The sequence below is a fragment of the Aequorivita viscosa genome, from assembly GCF_900106795.1.
In the GTDB taxonomy this organism is placed as follows: Bacteria; Bacteroidota; Bacteroidia; order Flavobacteriales; family Flavobacteriaceae; genus Aequorivita; species Aequorivita viscosa.
In genome coordinates, this window is sequence record NZ_FNNS01000003.1 from 146,944 (window position 1) to 167,650 (window position 20,707).

Here is a 20,707-nt window from a genome sequence, read left to right on the forward strand (position 1 = left end):
CCTGCAAGGTTTCCAAAACCTTGTAGGTCTATTTTTTATTGCTAAAACTTTGGTGCTGTAATCAACATACTTCATAATTAGGTCTATAATTTCAAAAAGTAAAGGAGATTTCAGTCGTTTCATTAATACCTACAAGGAGCCTCGCAGAAAAAGCGAGGAACACCTTGCAGGAAATTTTCGCGATAATTTCAATTTCACTTAATTTCTTTCTGTATTTAACTTCCAAGTGACCACAAACCACCTACTACCCTCTAACCACTATTTATTAACCGCAACCTTATAATTAATCCCATACGTTTTCGTCAAATTGTCATCGTTAAAAATCTCTTTCACGGGACCTGTGGCAATTCTCTTCACATTTAAAAAAGTAACCCAATCAAAATATTCAGGAACGGTTTGAAGGTCGTGATGCACGACAATTACCGTTTTTCCTGTTTTTCTCAATTCTTTTAAAATATTGATGATAGCGATTTCAGTTGTTGCATCCACACCTTGAAAAGGTTCATCCATAAAATAGATGGAAGCATCCTGAGCCAAGGCGCGTGCAAGAAACACCCGTTGTTGCTGTCCGCCGCTTAATTGACTTATTTGTCTATTTCTGTAGGAAAGCATTCCAACTTTTTCCATAGATTCCAATGCGATTTTCTTTTCTTTCGCTCCAGGACGTTTTATCCAACCTAAACTTCCGTAGGTTCCCATTAAAACTACATCAAAAGCAGTGGTTGGAAAATCCCAGTCCACACTTCCTTTTTGTGGCACGTAAGCGACCATTTTTCTTTGTTTCGCATACGGTTCTCCAAAAATGCTTATACTTCCTGCTATGGGTTTAATGATACCCAAAATGGCTTTAATCAAGGTTGATTTTCCAGCCCCGTTTGGTCCTACAATAGCCATAAGCACGCCTTCAGGAACAGTTAGGTCTATATCCCACAGCACAGGTTTGTAATTGTATGCTACAGTAAGGTCGTCTACTTTTACGGCTATTTTTTCTCCCATTATTTCAATGCGTTTACAATGGTATTCATATTATATTTAAACATTCCAATATAAGTTCCTTCTTCGGTGCCCGGGTCGCCAAGTGCATCACTGTAAAGCGATCCGCCGATTTCAACATTGTGTTTTTTGGAAAGTACTGCAGCTTTAAGCGCTTCAATTGTTCGGCGTGGAACAGAGCTTTCAACAAAAATAGCTTTTACCTTATTTTCAATAATAAATTCCGATAGGTTTTGAACATCCCGCACTCCAGCTTCGGACGCGGTGGAAATTCCTTGTAAACCCACAACTTCGAAATCATACGCTTTTCCGAAGTAATTAAAAGCATCGTGAGCCGTAACCAATATGCGTTTTTCTTTAGGCAATGTATTGATAGTGGCTTTTAACTCCGCCTCAAGACTATCTAATTTGGCTTGATACTTTTTGTTGTTTTCAGTGTAAACATCGGCGTTTTCAGCATCAGCTTTTGAAAGCTCATTTGTAACAATTTGTGCGAACTGCTTAAAAAACTGAATATTGAACCAAACGTGGGGGTCGTAATTAGACCCAAAGTTTGCCGAAGCAATCAATTGGTCTTTCGGCAATCTATCGCCGAGGGAAACAGTATTCTTGGAGCTTTGCATTTTCTCAAAAATATCAACCAATTTTCCTTCTAAGTGAAGGCCGCCGTAAAAAATAATATCTGCGTTGTAGAGTTTACTTACGTCCCCTTCACTGGCTTTGTACAAATGCGGATCTACTCCAGCCCCCATCAAACTTTGTAATGAAATTTGATTACCTCCAATTTCTGAAACTAGATCTGCCAAAATATTCGTTGTGGTAACTACTTTGATTTTTCCATCGTCTTCAATGGCGTTTTTACAGCCAAAAAGGAATGTAGATAGTATAAGAAGTATTAAAGTTTTTTTCATTTCAGAAGGTTTTGTTCTATTAAAATAAAATACACTCAGCTTGCCTTATTTGAAAGTTATAATTGTCTAACCAAGCTTTAAGTAGTCTGCACAAAGAGGCTTTCAGCAATTTTATGCGAAATGAAAAACTGATTGTTTCCAACTCGTATTATCATAGAACCATCAAAAAATTCCTTTCCAAGAACTAAGATTTTGGTGCCGATGCTAATTTCTTTTTTATCTAAGTACTGAAGAAATTCTGGACTCGATTCTTTTACACCTACACAGACCCCTTGTTGGTTTTTGTCTAATTCGGAAAGCAATTTCTTTTCGGTGCGTTTTAAAACTCCGTGTTCATCAGGAATAGGATCTCCGTGGGGATCAAAATCGGGGTTGCCTAAAAATTCGTTGAGGCGTATTATGAGTTCCTCGGACTGTATATGTTCTAGTTGTTCTGCTATTTCGTGAACCTCATCCCAGTGAAAGTTCAATTTATCTACTAAAAACACCTCCCATAAGCGATGTTTCCTAATAACATATGCAGCAAGTTTTTTTCCTTCGTCTGTAAGCTGAACGCCCTTGTATCGCTTATAAACAAGCACATCTTTTTCAGCTAATTTTTGAACCATATCTGTCACAGATGATGGCTTTGTATCCATGCGCTCAGCAATGGCGTTTGTGCTCACTTCACCTCCATTTTCAAATTCTAAATGAAAAATGGCCTTCAAATAATTTTCTTCTGCAAGGGTCATCATCGGCTTTAAGTTTGTGCAAAGATATGTTTTTTTAAATTAAAATATATTTTAAGCTTTGCCTAAAATTATAATTAGACAATATGAATAATAAATTTACTTGGTTGAAATCACTGATTGTTTTGATGACAACTTCTGCAATTGCTCAAACAACTCTTAGCGGTATTGTATCTAGTAATGGAGAACCTCTTCCCTTTGCAAATGTGTATATATCTAAACTCAGCAAAGGTGCTGTGTCTGATGAGGACGGAAATTATACCATCCTGAATATTCCAAACGGCACATATTCCTTATCAGCTTCATTTGCTGGATATGGAAAAGAGTCGAAAACTGTGGTTCTCTCTGGAAATACTAAAGAAGTGAATTTCGATTTAAAAGAGGATAATAGCTTAAATGAAGTTGTTATCAGTGGAACATTAAAACCTGTTCTACGAATTGAAAGCCCCGTACCTGTTGAAGTCTACACGCCTACATTTTTAAAGAAGAATCCTACTCCTAGTGTTTTTGACGCATTGCAGAATGTAAACGGAGTTCGACCACAATTAAACTGCAATGTTTGTAATACTGGCGATATTCACATTAACGGGTTAGAAGGTCCGTACACCTTGGTGCTTATTGACGGGATGCCCATAGTTAGTGGTCTTTCCACGGTTTATGGCCTTTCTGGAATTCCAAATTCATTGATTGAACAAGTGGAAATTGTGAAAAGACCAGCTTCTTCCTTGTATGGTAGTGAGGCAGTTGGCGGCTTGATTAACGTAATTACCAAATTGCCCGAATACGCTCCTCGACTCTCCGTAGATGCGTTTGGGACAACTTGGGGTGAGGTAAACTTCGACCTCGGATTGAAGCATGATTTTGGGAAAGCTTCGGCTATTTTGGGTGCAAACTACTACAATTACTCCAATCCCAAAGATGGAAATAATGACAATTTTACTGATGTAACCCTTCAGGATCGAATATCTTTATTCAACAAATGGAGTTTTAAACGGAAAGATAACCGAATAGCTTCCTTGGCGGGACGTTTTTTCTATGAAGATCGTTGGGGAGGAGAAATGAACTGGAACCCTTCCTTTCGTGGTGGGGATGAGGTGTATGGAGAAAGTATTTACACCGCTCGGTATGAATTATTGGGAAGTTACCAACTTCCCGTGAGCGAAAAAATCCTTTTCAATTTCTCCTATACCGATCACGACCAAAACTCGGTTTATGGCGATGTTGAGTATATGGCGCAACAACGAATTGGGTTTGGACAATTCACTTGGGACAAAAAGTTTGGCAAACACGATATGCTCTTTGGAGTCGCTGGCCGATATAATTACTATGACGACAACACTACAGCTACTGCAAATATCGAATACAATGAGCCAGAGGAAATTATGATTCCATCTGTGTTTGTGCAAGACGAATACAAATTTAATGACAAGCACACGCTTTTGGCAGGAGCTAGATATGATTATGATGAAAGGCACGGAAGCATTTTTACTCCCCGATTGGCATATCGTTTTAAGTTATCTGAAAATGACATAATCCGGCTCAACACAGGAACTGGATTTCGGGTTGTGAATTTATTTACGGAAGAGCATGCCACACTTACTGGAGCTCGTGAAGTAATAATTGAAGGAGAATTAGATCCAGAACGCAGTTATAACATGAATTTGAACTATTTAAAAAAGCTATATTTCAAAGGAGGAACTATGTTGAATTTTGAAGCCTCTGCTTGGTACACATATTTCACCAATGCTATTTTACCCGATTATGATACCAATCCGAATCAGATTATTTATTCAAACTTAGATGGAAATGCCATTTCAAAAGGGATAGGTTTTAATATGGATGCCCATTTTTCGAATCGGTTTAAGGCTATTCTAGGATTTACGTATCAAGATGTAACCACTACGGAAAGTGGAGAAACGAGTCAGCAGATTCTTACAGAAAAGTATAGTGGTACTTGGGCCTTGACCTATCGTATTTTCAAATACAATTTATCAATAGATTACACGGGCAACTTGTTTGGGCCAATGCGCCTTCCTCTTTTAAGCGAATTAGATCCACGACCAGAATATAGTCCAACGTGGAGTATTCAGAACATTCAATTTACGTATGATGGAATTAAGAATGTTGAACTCTACGGTGGAGTGAAAAACATTTTAGATTGGACGCCAGCGAAAAACGCTCCTTTCCTAATTTCAAGAGCAAACGATCCATTTGATAAGGAAGTGGTTTTTGACAATTCAGGAAATGCAGTAGCTACACCAAATAACCCGTATGCGTTAACCTTCGATCCCAACTATGTATATGCCCCAAATCAAGGAATTCGCGGCTTTTTCGGAATTCGCTATACGTTGCTTTAATGTAAAAGTGTTTCAAACCTACCAGGTCTTCTTTGTTTGCTGAAAAGCTTCGGCGGATAAGTTTCGACTTGTTGGGTTTTGGTACGATGTACCGAAGCTATATCCCCCGTTCCTTACGAATCTGGTCATAAGCTTCCTGTACTTTCTTGAATTTTTCCTCACCTCCTTTTCGGTGGGCTTCATCCAAATGCGTGAGTTTGTCTGGATGGTATTTTTTTGCCATAGCTCGGAATGCGTTTTTAACCTCGGCATCGGTTGCATTACGGTCAATCTCCAAGATTTTGTAGGCACTGTCAGGGTTTTTGAAAAACATTGCTTTAATGCTCTCAAAATCGCGTGAAAAAACACCTAAGAAACCAGCTATTTTATTTATTTCATTTACCTCAAGTTCCGAAACACGGCCATCGGCATTTGCTATGCTGAATAAAAAGTGAAGAATCTGCAATCGGCTTTCATAACGAGTCCGTTGGCGAAGAAGATTACAAATGTTTTGTGCGGATATTTCACGCTTTTTAATTACCTCATTAAACAGACGGAACGTTGCATTGGCGCGTTCCTTTCCATACGCTTGTACAAAATACTGGCGTACGTAGTCGAGTTCTGTTTGGCTCACATTTCCATCGGCTTTAATAACCAAGGAAGCTAATGAAAGCAAATGCAGCTCAAAGTCGGCAGGCGAGACAGTTTTGGATGGCCCAAACGCAGAAGCAGATGTTCTCGTTTTTACAGTCATTCTGTCGAGAATTCCTCCAATTAAAAAACCAGCTATTGCTCCGGGAAAACGGTAAAAAAGATAGCCTAGAATTGCAAGGATCCAACGAAGCATAAAATTGTAATTTTTCTGATTTAGAAGCGACAAAGGTAAACATTAAATGCACCAAACTTCAAACGGCAAACTTTAAAACAATACAAAATTCTAAAGTATCATTCCAGAATAACGCTGTTTCTTCAGGATTTTTACACTGTAAATTTGAGATTTATTTGTGATTTGAAGCTTGTTATCTAGAGTTTCATTCCTTTCAAAATTAGTATCTTTGCATCAAAATTTTAATACCTTTTAAATACAAATATTATGTATCCAGCAGAATTAGTAAAACCAATGAGAGAAGACCTTACCAATATAGGTTTTTCAGAATTACATACAGCAAATGACGTTAATGAAGCACTTCAAAAAGAAGGAACTACGCTAGTGGTGGTGAACTCTGTTTGTGGTTGTGCTGCAGCAAACGCTCGTCCAGGGGCAGGAATGTCTTTGGCAAATGATAAAAAACCCGATAATTTAGTAACCGTATTTGCAGGTGTTGATCGCGAAGCTGTAGATGCTGCAAGAGCGCAGATGGTTCCATTTCCACCAAGTTCCCCGTCTATTGCGTTGTTTAAAAATGGTGAATTGGTTCATATGTTAGAGCGTCATCACATTGAAGGGCGCCCGGCTCAAGCAATTGCCGAAAACCTAAAAAACGCATACAACGAGTATTGTTAATTTGTTAAATAGCTCGTGATACAGCTGAACAAACCTTTAACTGTAGTAATTGCTCTTTTGTCACTAGGCGCTTTAGGGTTTAATTTGTATGAAAACCCTGATGTTTCGCGTTTACTAGGAAAAGAAGTAAACAACTGGCTCTATCGTGGGTTTTGGTTATTGATAATTGGAGTTTGTATCTATAACTATATATACATTGACCGAAATACGCTGAAGAATAAATCGAAGTCAAAACCAAAGTCGTCACTCGGCTCGGCTCGGGAACCTAAGGTTGGAAGGAATAATGAAAGGCAGATATAATTCATCGTTACTTTTTTCAGAAACATAATTTCACATACACTAAGTTAAAGCCGTCTTTTTTAAGGACGGTTTTCTTACTTTTGACAACTAATGAAAGCACTTTTTAAAATTATAAGCTACCCTTTTTCAGTATTGTTTTACCTGCTTTTTGGTATTACAATACTTATATTTCACCCTATCCAATGGGCTGCTTTTAATTGGTTTGGATATTCTGGTCATAAAAAAACTGTCGACATATTTAACTGGTCCTTGTTGCGATGCTTAAACGTTTTAGGAACTACTTTTCACGTTAAAATCAGTGAGAATATTCCTGAAAATGCACCAATCATTATTGTTTCCAATCATCAAAGTATGTGGGATATTTCGCCGATAAGTTGGTATTTACGAAAGCATCACCCTAAGTTTATTTCTAAAATAGAATTAGGGAAGGGAATTCCTTCAATATCATATAATCTACGTCACGGTGGCTCAATTTTAATTGATAGAAAAAATCCACGACAAGCCATTGTTGAGATGGTGAAATTTTCAAACTATCTTCAACAGCATAATCGAAGCGGTGTTATTTTTCCTGAAGGCACACGAAGTAAAACCGGAATTCCAAAACCTTTTCGAAGAACCGGCCTGCAAACGCTTTTCAAGAAAATTCCGAATGGTTATGTAGTGCCTGTTACCATTAATAATTCTTGGAAATTGCAGCGTAACGGAATGTTCCCTATTCAAATGGGGGTTCGGTTAGAATTGATTGCGCACCCTGCGATAAAAATTTCTGATTACGAAGTGGAAACCCTTATAGACAAGGTGGAGGAAACAGTAGTTTCAAAGGTTCATAAATAAAAGCTAGCGTATTGCAAGGGAAGCAAGACTCACGCTGCTGCTTGAGCCAATAAATTAGATTTAGAAGTTCTTGAATTATCGTCTTTCGAGTTAACAAATATAGCTTTCAATCTCTTTCCGAAGAATGTGCCTATTATTCATACTGCTAATTAATTTTTATAAAGATGAGTTCATTACCCTTATTCAACGACGCTTCAGAAGCCGTATTAATCCAAAATACAATTGCATTTGTTAAAACGGAATTGAAAGGTGCAGAAGGAGGCCACGATTGGTTTCATATTGAAAGAGTGTACAAAAATTCACTGCTTATTGCTGAAAGTGAAAAGGTTGATAAAATTGTCATTGCATTAGGAGCCTTGCTTCACGATATAGCCGATTCCAAATTTCACGGTGGAGATGAAACTGTTGGCCCTAAAAAAGCACGTGAGTTTTTAAAGGCCCAAAATTTTTTCCTCCACGGCGAACGGGCTTCAGAAACCATCCAACACGTGGTAAAAATAATTGAGAACATTTCATTTAAAGGTGGAAACAAAACCCAGAAATTCACTTCGAAAGAATTGGATGTGGTGCAGGATGCTGACAGATTAGATGCGCTGGGAGCTATCGGAATAGCACGGACTTTTAATTATGGAGGATTTAAAGGAAGAAAACTTTACGATCCAGCCATTGCCCCAAATTTAAATATGACGCCTTCAGAATATAAAGCTTCGAATGCGCCAACAATAAATCATTTCTACGAAAAACTCTTACTTCTTAAAGATAGGATGAACACCAAAACCGGCCGTAAAATAGCAGAAGAAAGGCATATGTTTATGGAGACTTTTCTGGAACAGTTTTATGCAGAATGGAAGGGAGAAAAATAAGAAATCTGTGTACTCTGTGCCTTTGTGGTGAATGCTTACCACAGAGGCACAGAGCTCACAGAGAATGAAAAAACCTATCAAACTTGACATTTGATAGGTTTTATAGTTAAAGGAAACTATTTAGACTTAAGTCTTGCGTCCTATAGCGCAGCGGTCTTAAATCTATTTCAAATGCTCTGCGAAAAAGCCCATCATTGCTTCGTAAAGCGCTAATCTATTCTCTTCTTTAGCAAAACCGTGGCCTTCATCATATTTTACCATATATGGTACTTCAACACCTCTTTTTCGTAAGCTTTCAACAATTTGATCAGCTTCATCGATGTTTACTCTTGGATCGTTTGCGCCTTGAACAACGAAAAGTGGTTTCGTAATTTTATCTACGTGTAAAGCTGGAGAGATTTCATCCATAATAGCTTTTTCTTCAGGGATTTCTGGGTTGTACCAAATTTTGTACAACAATTCGCGATATTTTTCCCAGTAAGCAGGAATAGTGCCCATAAATGTATGTAGGTTACTTACACCCACATAATCAACACCACAAGCATATTTTTCTGGAGTTTTTGTCATTCCTCGTAATACGGCATATCCACCGTGGCTTCCGCCGTATATGGCAACACGATCTTTATCTACCCAGCCTTGCGCAATTGCGTAATCTACACCGTCTTCAACGTCGTCCATTGCTTTACGGCCAATTTGCCCAAAACCTGCTTTTAAAAACTCTTTTCCATATCCGCCAGAAACTCTAAAGTTAACGTGTAAAGTTGCATAACCCCTACTTGCAAATAATTGTGCTTCTGGATTAAAACCCCAATAATCCCTAACGCCCTGTGGTCCTCCGTGAGGGTTTACAATTAGTGGTACTTTTTGTCCTTCCCTGTAGCCAGATGGCAAGGTAATATACCCGTGCAAAGTTAGTCCGTCGCGACTTTGAAATTTGATAGGCATCATGGTTGCCATATCTTCAGCTTTAAGATGAGGTAATAGCTTGTATAAAAGCGTTACTGTATCTTTTTTTACGTCGTATAGATAATACTCACCTACAATTTTATCGCTTTTTACAGCAATCATATACTGCGATTCGTCGTCTGTTTTTCCTACTGTGAAGAATTGTTTAGCTCCAAATTCCTTTTTTAAACGAGCATAAATCTTCTTATATGTTTTGCTAACCGGTTTTACAACAGTTTTTACACCTGTATAGCTGAAATAATCTATTTCATAATCTCTTTTTCTAGAAAGTGAAAGTCCTGAAACATCAAAAGTATCATTGCTAAAAAGGGTTTTAACCTTCTTATTTGCTTTTAAATCGTATAATTGGATTTCGATTTTATCGCCGTCTAAATTTGAGATAACATAAGCTTCATCTGGGTTTTTTGAACTCGGGTTAAATGAAATTATTCCAAATGTATCACCAAACTCAGTAATTTTAACGCGCTTAAATTCCCCGTCTATCTTATAGAGCAATTCCATGTTAATACCATCTACAATTCTATTGATGGCGCGTAGGTTTCCTTTTCTGTCAAAATCGTAAGAGCTTACAGGTGGATCACCAGCTTTTACGGTGTAAAGTTTGGTGATTGCACCCGTGTTAATGTTTAAAAGGTAAGGTTCTTCTTGTTGTGGGTTGTCTTTATTCATCTGGACAATCACGTGGTCTTCGTCTTCTTTTAACGACTCAATAATATTTACTTTAACACCATCAAAAGGAGTCAATTCACTTTTATTTTCGCCAGTAACATCTACTCCATATACGTGGTGATTTTCATCTCCACCTTTGTCTTGCATATATAGAATTCTGCTGTTGTTTGCCCAGAAATATCCACGAATCACATCTTCTTTTTGCTCGATAAGCAAGGTTTCTTTTTGTGTTGCGGTTTCCTTTAAATACAAATCGCGTTCGCCAGTTTCCCTTCGCTTTAAATAACTTATAAACTTACCGTCTGGCGAAAGTTGAAAAGAATAAGCTTCTGGCGTTTTAAAGTAATCTTCTACAGAATATTTAAAATTACCTTTAGACTTTGCAGCCAATTTCGCCAATTCCGCATCAGTAGATGGTAAGGCAGTATTTCCTGGTTTTGTTTTAATTGTTTTCTTCAAATTAAGTGGGTATTTCTGTCCCATTTGTTCGTAAGTTCCTTCAATAGTTTCTCCTGAAACTGTACCTGTATAGGTCAATTTCATTTTGGCCGAAGTTATGGTAACATTGTTGTCCTGCAAAATTACGGAATCGAGCGGTATTCCGCTTGCTCCTTGCATAGGAACATCGAGAGTTGCGCTATAACCTTCGTTGGTTGGGGTAATATTGAAAATAAGTTCCATTTGCATTCCCTGCACTTCGAGGTGTCCGCTATAAGAGCCGTTTAACTGCTGTGAATTTGCTGTAGCTCCCAGAAAGAGCAACGTAATTGCGATTGAAATTTTAATTAAAGTTGTCATGATTGGTTGGTTTAGAATATTAGTTTGATAAATAGGTAAATTGTTACGCCTATAATTACGCCAATGGCAAATTTTATTAATTGAATGCGTCTTGCTGTCTTGTTCTTCATCATAATTTATTTTTAATGATATAGTCACCTTGCCAATGCTTCACAATCGAAATTGACTTACCATTGGTTTTCATTATTACTTGTGATGAGATTTCAATTTTAGGGTTTTGTGAATTCATATTACGAAGTTTTAGTTGTTGATTTCTAAAACAAAGCTGCGACACAAAACACTATAATAAAAGGTAAGCATCCCGAGATTTAGGAAAATGGGGATGCTTTTAAAACGTGTAAGATAATGAAAATAAAGGAGATAAGGTTTGTTTCAGTGATTCTGAAGTAGAGGGAATTCAACAACCCTATATTTATAAATTTCGGGTTGAAATGGGTTTTTAGGCGATATTCTTGATTTCTTTAATGTAAAAAGAAGGGTTTAATCCAGTATCTTTTTTGAAGTATTTAGTAAACGAATCTGCCGATTTATAACCTACTTCTTCGGCGATGGATTGAATGGAATACGACCTGAAAATTACATCATTCTTAAGACGAAGGATGGCATAATTGATTCGAAGGTCATTAATATACGTATTGAAGTTTTTTCCGTAATGTGAATTGATGACTTTAGAAAGATAAGAAGTATTAGTGCCAATTTTCTTGGCAACGTTATACGAACTGCATTCCTGTTTTAAGAAATACTCCTGTTTTTCAAGTTTTTTAAGGCCTTCTAGAATTTGTTGTTTAATGTCTTCGGGTACATCGTTACTATTTTTCTCTTCTAAATCCGCATCTTTCGTATTAATAACTTCATCCGATTGCTTGGCAGCTTCAATTTTGGCCAGTAATTGCTCGAATTTAAACTCATTTGCCTTTTTGTTTTTATAAAAGCGAAGTAAAACGAAAAGTAGAATGAGTATTACAAGGGACGCGCTTAACATTAAATAGTTAAGGTAGGATTGCTTCCTTTCTTTTTCAGTCTTTAGCAAATTGACTTCATTCAAAAAAGCTTCTCTTTCATTTTCTAAAAGTGATTTTTTAGCACTGTCTTTGAGTTCAGTCTGTTTTTCTTTTGAAGTAAGGTATTTTTCAAAATAGAAACTCGCTCTTTCAAAATTTCCTGTTTGTTTATAGGCTTCGGCAAGTTTCTCATAATAATCTTTCATAAAGCCTTCTTCAACAGAAGTAACATTATAATCATCCAAACCCTTCTGTAAAATTTCGCTAGCTAAGCGATAATTACCTTCTGCCAATTCAATTTTACCTATAAGGTAAGCGTAGTTTATTTTTATAAGATCGTATTCGGTTGGGCAAACATCAAAATATTTGTGATAGAGTTTTTTAGCCTCTTTAAATCGTTTTTCTGTATAAGCAATCTCAGCTTCTGCAGCATACAAAAAGGCCATATAACATGTATCTAGATCCTTTTCAGAAAATTGTTTTATTTTGTCGACATACAATTTTGCCGAATCTATTTTTTCTATCTCGAGGTAAGAACTAGATAAGTAAAAACTTATCATGGCTATTTTGGAGTTTATAGATTTTTGTGTGAAAGTTGAATCTACCGTTTTATTTTCAAAGAAATTAAGCGATTTTTTACGAATGTTTATTGCTTCTCTAGTATCGCCACTAACATCACGAACAGAAGCTATTTTATTATAAGCTATCTGTTTATAAAAATCACTTTTATACGTTTCAGCCAATTGGAGAAGATTTTCATAATACTCCAATTGTGTTGAGATATCACTAACTATCAATTGCAAATCTGACAAAAACGCCAAGGACTCCATTTCTTGGTCCCGCAAGTTATGTTTTTGGGCAAAAAGCATATTTTTTTCAGACTGTTCGCTAGACTCCTTAAACATCCTGTTATGATAATAGGAAAGTGCAATAGTGTTATGGCCTATCCATTCGTGTTTTAAGTCATTTTTACTTCTACTTTTTAAAATATACGCATTGGCAGCCGTGATGGTTTTCTCTATATCAGAATATGAATATTTCTGAATTGTATCTTTAATAGCATCAAAGGGCAGTTGGGAAAGCTCCTCTTCCGATTGGGAAAAGGAAGAAGTGGAGATGAAAATACTAAAAAAGATTAGTAATAAATGCTTCATGCGGGAGGTTCGAATTTGGCGAAAATATGAAAAACTTCAAAGTTACTGATTAAAAGAGAAGCAAGGTTTGGGTCTATATGAACAAATCTCAGTGTTCTCTGTGTCTTTGTGTTTGATTTTCACCACAGAGGCATAGAGGTACACAAAGGAAAAACAGCCTAATCTATATTCTATTCGGAATATTCCCGCAACAACTTTCTATAGTTGTTTAATATGGCAGAACGACTCACAAACCCTTGAAATTTCCGCTCTTCATCAAGCATCGGAAGCTGCCATACATCGGCTTCGTCAAACATTTTCATTATCTCCATAACCGAGTCTTTATTTGAAATGATAAATGATGGACTTGTAGCAAGATCACTTACGCTCGTGCTTCTAGTGGACTCTTTTCCAAGTAAAAAAGGCCGAAGTCGCTCTCGATTCAAAATTCCCCAGAACTTATTTTCGGTATCTACTATGGCCATGGTGTTTTGGTCGCTGTTTCTAAATTTTCGCAATACCTCCTCCATGCTATCGGTAGTTTTAATAATCAATGACGAAGTATTTAAACAATCTTGAAGGTTGATATGTGAAAGGATATTTTGGTCTTGTCGCGTGGTGAATATTTCCCCTCGCTCTGCCAGTTTTTTGTAAGAAGGATGCGTTGGTGAGAAAAACCGATTTATAGCATAAGCCGTAACAGAAACAACCATCAAAGGAATGAACAGGTCGTAACCACTACTGGTTTCTGCAATAAGAAAAATTGCCGTTAAGGGTGCGTATAAAGCACCGGACATTACGCCCGCCATGCCTACTAACATTAAATTGGTGGTTGGCACGTTTGGCATTCCCATCATTTCTAAAACGAATCCGAAAAGATACCCGAGCAATCCCCCAGCGACCAATGAAGGGGCGAAATTCCCTCCATTTCCACCGGAGCTCAAGGTAATACTTGTGGCAAAAGCTTTCATAAGTACAGTGAGTCCTAGAAATGCAATAATGGTCCATTGAGAGCTTTCAAATTCAAAATAACGAAACAAACTCTCGTGGATTAAATGCTCGATATTTCCTTGATGCAACATACGAATATTGAGATATCCCTCTCCATAGAGTGGTGGAAACGCAACGCACAGCAAGGAAAGCAAACCTCCTCCTATAATTGCTCTCAATAAAACCCTTTTCTTGAATTTGCCCAAAAACCATTTTACAATTATTCCAACGACCAAAAAATACCGTGCATAGAAACCGGTAAGCACACCCAGTCCTACATAGTACGGAATATTGCCATAATTAAAGGTTTCGCGTGCAGGCAGATTGAAAAGTACGTCGTCATTTAGAATTATCATCGAAAGCAAGCTCCCGCAAATGGCAGCAATGACGAGGGGAATAAAATCTGTAAAAACCAGACCAACTAATAAAATTTCGAACGCAAACATAACTCCGGCAATTGGGGCATCAAAGGCTGCGGCAATGCCTGCAGAAGCACCAGAAGCGAGCAATAATGTACGCTCTTTAAACCCCAAACGATAACGTTGTGCATAATTGGACCCAACAGCAGAGCCAGTTACGGCTATCGGAGTTTCAAGTCCTACAGAACCTCCAAAACCAACAGTTACGGCACTTTGGATTATCTGTGAATACATTTTGTTGGATTTTACTTTGCTTCCGTTTTGGGATATATCTTTTAAAATATTGGAGAGCTCCTTATCCTCATCGCCCTTAAATAAGTACTTTACAATTAAAGTAGTGAGGACAATTCCAAGTAAAGGGAAAATTGCAAAAATGTAAATCCGCTCCTCAAAGGGAACTTCGTTGTTGACAAAAGAATGAATGTGATGGACAAGCACTTTTAAAAGTACGCCTCCCAAACCCGCAGTTAGACCGACAAGAATTCCAGACAGAATCAAAAATTGCGAACGCGTTAATCGTTCTCTCGTCCAGAAAAGAAGTATTTCTACAAAATTGAATTTTCTGAATGGATAATTGACGAACGCCCGTTTGAACTGAACAAAGCTGACTATCAGTTTTTTTACTTTGTAAACCATCTGGTTTTGAGTACTGGGTTGGTTTTAAAAATCAGTTTCTCGATTTAAAATCTTTGCGATTTAGTAAAGAGGGTTTAAAGTTAAAACAATTCTAAACGAAAATGTATTGTAGAGAACTTCAAAAAACGGAAATGATTTTTGGCATAATCCCCGTAAGTTTGTTAAGAAATATTTAACAAGCTAATTCCTTAAAATAATTTCGATGAAAAAAAATTTACTCGTTTGCTTAGCTGTTGCCTTTTCGGTTTCAGGTTTTACTCAGAATGTTGATAAGGAATATTCACTCAGAGAGTATCGATCTTCAGATTATCTTGAATACGAAAAATATACGTATAATTCAGATTTGCTATTAACATCCACAGACAATCTATTAATAGATGACGCCATTAGAGTGCGAGATTCTTTGACTTATGACGCCAATAACAATGTTGTTAAGCTAGATGGTTATCAACTTTTGAATGGTAATTGGACCCACGTTTATTATATGGATTACACGTATGATGACAATGGAAATATCTTATCGCGTTCAAATTATAATAGCTTTAGTGGTCCAACATTCTCATTAGGAGGAACCTATCTTTATTTTTATGAAGATAACAAGCTTACAAATTGGGAGATGTATATGAATGGGACAGAATTATTTGAGCAATGTACAATTTCATATAATGATAACAATCAGGTTGTTGAGGAATTCGTACAGGATACTTGGGGATCGGGCACAATGGAAGATTCGTGGAAAATTGAATATATCTACAATCCCGACGGTACTTTACAAACTTCAAAGCCTTCAATTTGGAACGGTTCCTCGTGGGATTATCCTGGGGCGGAATGGTTTTATTATGATGCCGATAAAAATTGCATAAAATGGGAGCATAAAAGCGGCGATAGAGTTACAAACAGAAGGGAATATGAATATAATATGGACTATACGGTCGATCAGCTTGTTTTTCCGGTAACTCCCGAGGATAGATCAGAGACAAAAAGACTTGTGGAAATGCAAAATATGGTTGTCCTTCAACATTGGTACACCGAGAATGATCAAGGGAATTTAATTTATATCTGCGATTATATCTATGACTACGATTTTATAGGAAGTATGGGAATATCAGATCACGGGATGCGTATGGATAGTATGCGGATGTATCCAAATCCTGCATCCGATTTAATTACTGTTTCCAGTGAAAACAATATTATAAGCGACATAAACATCTTGGACACCACAGGAAAAGTAGTTTATAAACAATCCAACTTAAATAAGAAAAAGGCGAATCTGGATGTGTCCACGCTACAATTGGGTGTTTACTATATTAGGTCGGCAACTTCAAAAGGAATCGTAACGCAGAAGTTGATTGTGAATTAATTGAGCGTTATCATACCAAACAGATCTCAAAGACCCGTTAGGTCTTTTTGAAGAACGATAAAAAACCCGAAAACGCAATCTAAAACATCCTCAACTGCGGATTTTTTAGCTGAAGATAATGTGAAGCATCCAAAACAGGCATATTTCTGTCTGCCAAATAACGTTTTTTTGCAATCGCTAACGTGTCTTTTACTTGTTGGGCGATGGTGCCGTCTCCTTTCATCCTTCTGCCCCAATTGCTGTCGTTAAGGTTGCCGCCGTGGCATTCAGCAATTTGATTTAATATTCGCTCGGCGCGGTCGGGAATGGTTTTATAGGCCCAATCTTTAAATATTTCGGCTACTTGGCCGTTTAGTCTGACCATGGTATAATTCATATCTCGAGCACCGAGTTCGGAAACCTTTTTTACCAAAGGCAATATTTCATGGCTGTTCAAGGAAGGAATAATCGGCGCCATCATCACCCGAACAGGAATGTCATTTTCTGAAAGGACTTTTACAACTTTAAGGCGTTGTTTAATGCTTGCGGTGCGTGGTTCCAATAACCTACGCGTATCTTCAGAAAGCGAAGTGATGGAAATGTTTACCGAAATAGTATTCAACTTCGCCATTTCCTTCAAAATATCTAAATCGCGAAGTATCAAGGAATTTTTAGTGATTATGCCGGTGGGGTGCTTCCATTTCAGCATAACTTCCAGGCATTTTCGGGTTATTTCGAGTTTTCGTTCTAGCGGTTGGTAGCAATCTGTATTTCCTGAAAAAACAATAGTGCTTCCTTCCCAGTTTTTAGAGGTTATTTTTTGTTCGAGAAGTTTAGGGGCATTCTTTTTGTAAAGGATATTCCGTTCAAAATCCAAGCCTGCACCATAACCCCAATATTCGTGGCTGTTACGGGCGTAGCAATACACGCAACCGTGTTCACAACCTTGATATGGATTGGCCGAAAATGCCATTCCAACATCGGGACTTTCCACTTTGTTTACGAAGGTTTTTGGAAATACTTCCAAATATTTTGTTTTGTTGTTTTCTGCTTCTTCACCTTCGGCTTCACAGAAATTTAGATATTCATCAAGCGTTTCGTGTTGGTCATTGAAGAATCGATTATGAACATTTTTCTGGGCGCCACGGCCTTTTAGAACGTTATCGGACATAAAAAAACTTTGAAGACTGAGAATCTTCAAAGTTAATTGATTTTTGGAAGAACTCCAATTGAAGTTGGAATTATTCCTAATGTGTTTTTAGAAGACTTATTATCTCCCTGGAAAATCCGCCTTCCTTTTTTGAAGAAATGCTTGCGTTCCTTCCTCAAAATCTTCTGTACCAAAGCAGTTACCAAATTCTTCGATTTCTACATCAAAACCGTTTTCGCCATCTTCGTAATTTGCGTTTATAGCTTTAATCGCAGCAGCAATAGCGACTGAAGAGTTTCTCATGATTTTTGAAGCTGTCTTTTCAGTAAATTCTAATAATTCTTCGGGAGTTGTTACATGGTTTACTAAGCCGTATTGCAGTGCTTGGTTTGCATCGATCATTCCTGCAGTCATAATCATTTCCATGGCTCTACCTTTCCCAACTAATTGCGGTAAACGCTGTGTTCCACCGTATCCAGGAATTACACCGAGCGAAACTTCGGGCAAGCCCATTTTAGCGTTATCGGAAGCGATTCGGAAATGTGCTGCCATTGCCAATTCCAGTCCGCCACCAAGAGCAAAACCATTTATGGCCGCAATAACGGGTGTTGAAAGATTTGCAACAAAGTCGAAAAGTAATTCCTGTCCTGTTGCGGCTAATTTTGCGCCTTCTTCTTCTGAAAAATCTGCAAATTCACTAATGTCTGCACCTGCAACAAAAGCTTTTTCGCCACTTCCAGTAACGATTATAACTTTGGTTTTAGCAGAATCGTCAGCATCTTCAAAAGCGTCGTGTAACTCTTGAATAGTAGCACGATTTAGCGCATTTAGTTTTGAAGGACGGTTGATGGTTATGGTCGTAATGCCGTTTTCTGTTTTGGAAAGTATGTTTTCGTATTTCATATTTAATAACTTCTTAAGTTCAAGTAATAATTGATTTTCAGGGCAAATACAAAACTAAGGAAGTTTTTCAACTTTAACTGCTTTCTGGTCAAAGGACAAGTAGATTGCTTCAAACTGATTTTGTGTGACTCTAGGATATGACTTTTCTTTTTTTATAAAATCAAAAATAACAATATTTCAATAGGAAGATACCCTTCGATAGTGTATAAAACCGTGTTGTAATCGCCCTTTCCTTGTCGGATGTATTTTCCGTCGTAGGTGTATAATACGGTATTGTAGTCGCCTTTACCTTGTCTAATGTACTTTCCATCCCAAGTGTAGAGAACGTTGTTGTAGTCGCCCTGTCCTTGCCGCAAATATTTTCCGTCCCAAGTAGATAAAACCGTATTATAATCTCCTTTTCCCTGACGAATATATTTATTGTCCACGGTGAAAAGAACAGTATTGTAAACTCCTTTTCCTTGTCTTAAATATTTACCGTCCCACGTGTATAAAACCGTATTATAATCCCCTTTTCCTTCTCTAATATAGGCTTGTGCGTTTAATGCAAAGGAAAAAAGGAGTGTTATGGTTAAAAGAATGTGGTTCATTTTTCAGAAGAATTATTTTGAACAAAACTATGTCAAAAAGTGAGCCGAAAGGTTTGGGGTTTGTAACGAGTTCAATGCTAAAGTTTGGCTAAAGCCGTATGCGTATTTATCTTTTGTGCCACGGGCTAAAGCACCGTGGTTATTCAAAATTATTTTTTTCTAAAGCATTGCCGGGAACGAAACCGTAAATGTAGTTTTCTCCTCCGATGATTCAAGCGTTACTGTACCGCCGTAGGTTTCAACAATGTTTTTTACCATTCCCAAGCCAAGGCCCATACCACTGGATTTGGTGGTGAATTGCGGTTCAAAAATAAAATCCCTGTTTTCCTCGGGAACACCAATGCCATTATCGGTAACCACAATGTTTACGAAGGTTCCTACTGTTTTAACGATTACATCAACCCGAGGGTCGGTGCTGTTTTTTTGTTCGATAGATTGAATACTGTTTTTTACCAGATTGGTAACCACTCGAATAAGCTGAGTTCGGTCAAAGCGTACTCGGATTTCCTCTTCATCGGAAAAGAAATAGATATAATCTTCATTAAAAATATCTAAAGCCAATTTGGCGAATTTCACAACATTCAATGTTTCATCTTGTTGTGCTGGCATCTTCGCATAGGTTGAAAAAGCTGAAGCAATTGAACTTAACGTATCGATTTGTTGCAGCAGGGTTTGCGTATATTCCTCCATTTTTTGATCAATATCAGGATCATTACAATCAAATCTTCTTTGAAAACTCTGAACCGTAAGTCGCATTGGAGTCAACGGATTTTTAATTTCGTGCGCAACTTGTTTTGCCATTTCACGCCAAGCTGTTTCGCGTTCACTGGCGGCGAGTTGGGCAGCGCTTTTCTCTAATTCATCTATCATTCCGTTATAAGAATTCACAAGAATTGCAATTTCTTCGGATGTATCGTGAATATGAATTTTATTGTTTCGGGTATGAAATCTAGTTTTCGACAGTTTATCGCTAATTTCTTTCAAGGAGCGGGTAATGTATTTTGAAAGAAAATACGCCAAAGCAATAGCGACCAGCAGCATAAAAAAGTAGGCTACAGCTAAGCGATAGAGGTATTCCTTAAGCTCTTTGGTAAGAAAACCATCGTCTTCAATATAGGGTAAATTGAGAATTGCCAACGGTTTAAAATAGCTGTCTGTTATGTACGTATAGGAAGATTGGTACTTCTGACCGTCTTCTTCAAATTCTTTTATATAACTTTTTGTTGGTGAATTTTGAAGTGATTGTAAGGCGTAATCGGGCATCTTTGGAGAAACCGTGTCCTTAAAAAACGAAGGTCTTGACGATTTTAAGAGATTTCCATTCAAATCATAAAGGAGTATTTCGAGGCTGTGAATATCCTTTATTTCGTAAATCTTCTCTTTAAAAATCAACGGAATTTGTTTTGTTTCAACAGGATAAGTCGTTGTTTTTAAAACATAGTTAATGTTTTCCCGAATTGCCGATTCCTTTCGCAAAAGTCGATCGCGATGATAATCTTCCGCCTCTTTCCGGTATTGATAAACGGTAACAATGGCGATAAGCACCGATGCGCCCACAACCAATAAGAGCATGGATAGAAAAATTCGGGTGCGAAGGGATCTTTTGTAAAAATACATTTACATTTTTTTGAGGAAGAAAGATAC

The 20,707-nt window shown here is 37.5% G+C and carries 17 protein-coding genes; 6 read left to right on the top strand and 11 right to left on the bottom strand.

The window, feature by feature from the left end; translation table 11 throughout:
• Positions 1 to 258 precede the first annotated feature (258 nt).
• From BLW28_RS02625 to BLW28_RS02635, 3 genes are all read right to left on the bottom strand, one after another.
• Entirely contained in the window at positions 259 to 996 is a 738-nt protein-coding gene (locus BLW28_RS02625) for a metal ABC transporter ATP-binding protein (protein WP_073214999.1), read from the bottom strand.
• On the bottom strand, positions 996 to 1,904 hold the full coding sequence (locus BLW28_RS02630) for a metal ABC transporter solute-binding protein, Zn/Mn family (protein ID WP_073215002.1): 909 nt from the start codon (positions 1,902 to 1,904) through the stop codon (positions 996 to 998). Before BLW28_RS02630 ends, BLW28_RS02625 begins: the two co-directional genes overlap by 1 nt.
• A gap of 77 nt (positions 1,905 to 1,981) precedes the next feature.
• Positions 1,982 to 2,635 carry a metal-dependent transcriptional regulator gene (locus BLW28_RS02635; RefSeq protein WP_083540660.1) on the bottom strand — a complete coding sequence of 218 codons (654 nt, stop codon included), beginning with the start codon at positions 2,633 to 2,635 and terminating at the stop codon, positions 1,982 to 1,984.
• 83 nt (positions 2,636 to 2,718) lie between these two features.
• On the opposite strand from BLW28_RS02635, the gene BLW28_RS02640 reads away from it, so the two are divergent.
• Positions 2,719 to 4,989 (top strand): TonB-dependent receptor, encoded by a 2,271-nt coding sequence (locus BLW28_RS02640; protein ID WP_073215009.1) that lies wholly within the window; start codon positions 2,719 to 2,721, stop codon positions 4,987 to 4,989.
• Between the two features lie 97 nt (positions 4,990 to 5,086).
• Here BLW28_RS02640 and BLW28_RS02645 read toward each other — a convergent pair whose 3' ends face one another.
• Positions 5,087 to 5,815 (bottom strand): TerB family tellurite resistance protein, encoded by a 729-nt coding sequence (locus BLW28_RS02645; RefSeq protein ID WP_073215012.1) that lies wholly within the window; start codon positions 5,813 to 5,815, stop codon positions 5,087 to 5,089.
• A 246-nt stretch (positions 5,816 to 6,061) separates the two neighbouring features.
• Here BLW28_RS02645 and BLW28_RS02650 point away from each other — a divergent pair, with 246 nt between their 5' ends.
• The 4 genes from BLW28_RS02650 to BLW28_RS02660 all read left to right on the top strand — a co-directional run bounded on the left by BLW28_RS02650 (position 6,062) and on the right by BLW28_RS02660 (position 8,469).
• On the top strand, positions 6,062 to 6,472 hold the full coding sequence (locus BLW28_RS02650; RefSeq protein WP_073215015.1) for a BrxA/BrxB family bacilliredoxin: 411 nt from the start codon (positions 6,062 to 6,064) through the stop codon (positions 6,470 to 6,472).
• Between the two features lie 15 nt (positions 6,473 to 6,487).
• Complete coding sequence (locus BLW28_RS15570; protein ID WP_143036827.1) at positions 6,488 to 6,772, top strand: hypothetical protein; 285 nt, start codon at positions 6,488 to 6,490, stop codon at positions 6,770 to 6,772.
• 90 nt (positions 6,773 to 6,862) lie between these two features.
• On the top strand, positions 6,863 to 7,606 hold the full coding sequence (locus tag BLW28_RS02655; protein WP_073215018.1) for a lysophospholipid acyltransferase family protein: 744 nt from the start codon (positions 6,863 to 6,865) through the stop codon (positions 7,604 to 7,606).
• 164 nt (positions 7,607 to 7,770) lie between these two features.
• Positions 7,771 to 8,469 carry an HD domain-containing protein gene (locus BLW28_RS02660; RefSeq protein WP_073215021.1) on the top strand — a complete coding sequence of 233 codons (699 nt, stop codon included), beginning with the start codon at positions 7,771 to 7,773 and terminating at the stop codon, positions 8,467 to 8,469.
• Between the two features lie 162 nt (positions 8,470 to 8,631).
• On the opposite strand, the gene BLW28_RS02665 is transcribed toward BLW28_RS02660, so the two are convergent.
• From BLW28_RS02665 to BLW28_RS02675, 3 genes are all read right to left on the bottom strand, one after another.
• On the bottom strand, positions 8,632 to 10,902 hold the full coding sequence (locus BLW28_RS02665) for a S9 family peptidase (protein WP_083540661.1): 2,271 nt from the start codon (positions 10,900 to 10,902) through the stop codon (positions 8,632 to 8,634).
• A gap of 439 nt (positions 10,903 to 11,341) precedes the next feature.
• Entirely contained in the window at positions 11,342 to 13,057 is a 1,716-nt protein-coding gene (locus BLW28_RS02670) for a helix-turn-helix domain-containing protein (protein WP_073215025.1), read from the bottom strand.
• A 170-nt stretch (positions 13,058 to 13,227) separates the two neighbouring features.
• The gene (locus BLW28_RS02675) at positions 13,228 to 15,081 is read right to left on the bottom strand and encodes a chloride channel protein (protein ID WP_073215028.1); all 1,854 of its coding nucleotides are present in this window, start codon (positions 15,079 to 15,081) and stop codon (positions 13,228 to 13,230) included.
• A gap of 202 nt (positions 15,082 to 15,283) precedes the next feature.
• On the opposite strand from BLW28_RS02675, the gene BLW28_RS02680 reads away from it, so the two are divergent.
• Complete coding sequence (locus BLW28_RS02680) at positions 15,284 to 16,441, top strand: T9SS type A sorting domain-containing protein (protein WP_073215031.1); 1,158 nt, start codon at positions 15,284 to 15,286, stop codon at positions 16,439 to 16,441.
• A 79-nt stretch (positions 16,442 to 16,520) separates the two neighbouring features.
• On the opposite strand, the gene BLW28_RS02685 is transcribed toward BLW28_RS02680, so the two are convergent.
• From BLW28_RS02685 to BLW28_RS02700, 4 genes are all read right to left on the bottom strand, one after another.
• On the bottom strand, positions 16,521 to 17,591 hold the full coding sequence (locus BLW28_RS02685) for a PA0069 family radical SAM protein (RefSeq protein WP_073215034.1): 1,071 nt from the start codon (positions 17,589 to 17,591) through the stop codon (positions 16,521 to 16,523).
• 99 nt (positions 17,592 to 17,690) lie between these two features.
• Complete coding sequence (locus BLW28_RS02690; RefSeq protein ID WP_073215037.1) at positions 17,691 to 18,473, bottom strand: enoyl-CoA hydratase/isomerase family protein; 783 nt, start codon at positions 18,471 to 18,473, stop codon at positions 17,691 to 17,693.
• Positions 18,474 to 18,625: 152 nt separating this feature from the next.
• A complete protein-coding gene (locus BLW28_RS02695; protein ID WP_073215042.1) occupies positions 18,626 to 19,063 on the bottom strand; it encodes a hypothetical protein in 438 nt (145 codons plus the stop codon).
• Between the two features lie 159 nt (positions 19,064 to 19,222).
• Complete coding sequence (locus BLW28_RS02700; protein WP_073215047.1) at positions 19,223 to 20,680, bottom strand: sensor histidine kinase; 1,458 nt, start codon at positions 20,678 to 20,680, stop codon at positions 19,223 to 19,225.
• Positions 20,681 to 20,707 lie beyond the last annotated feature (27 nt).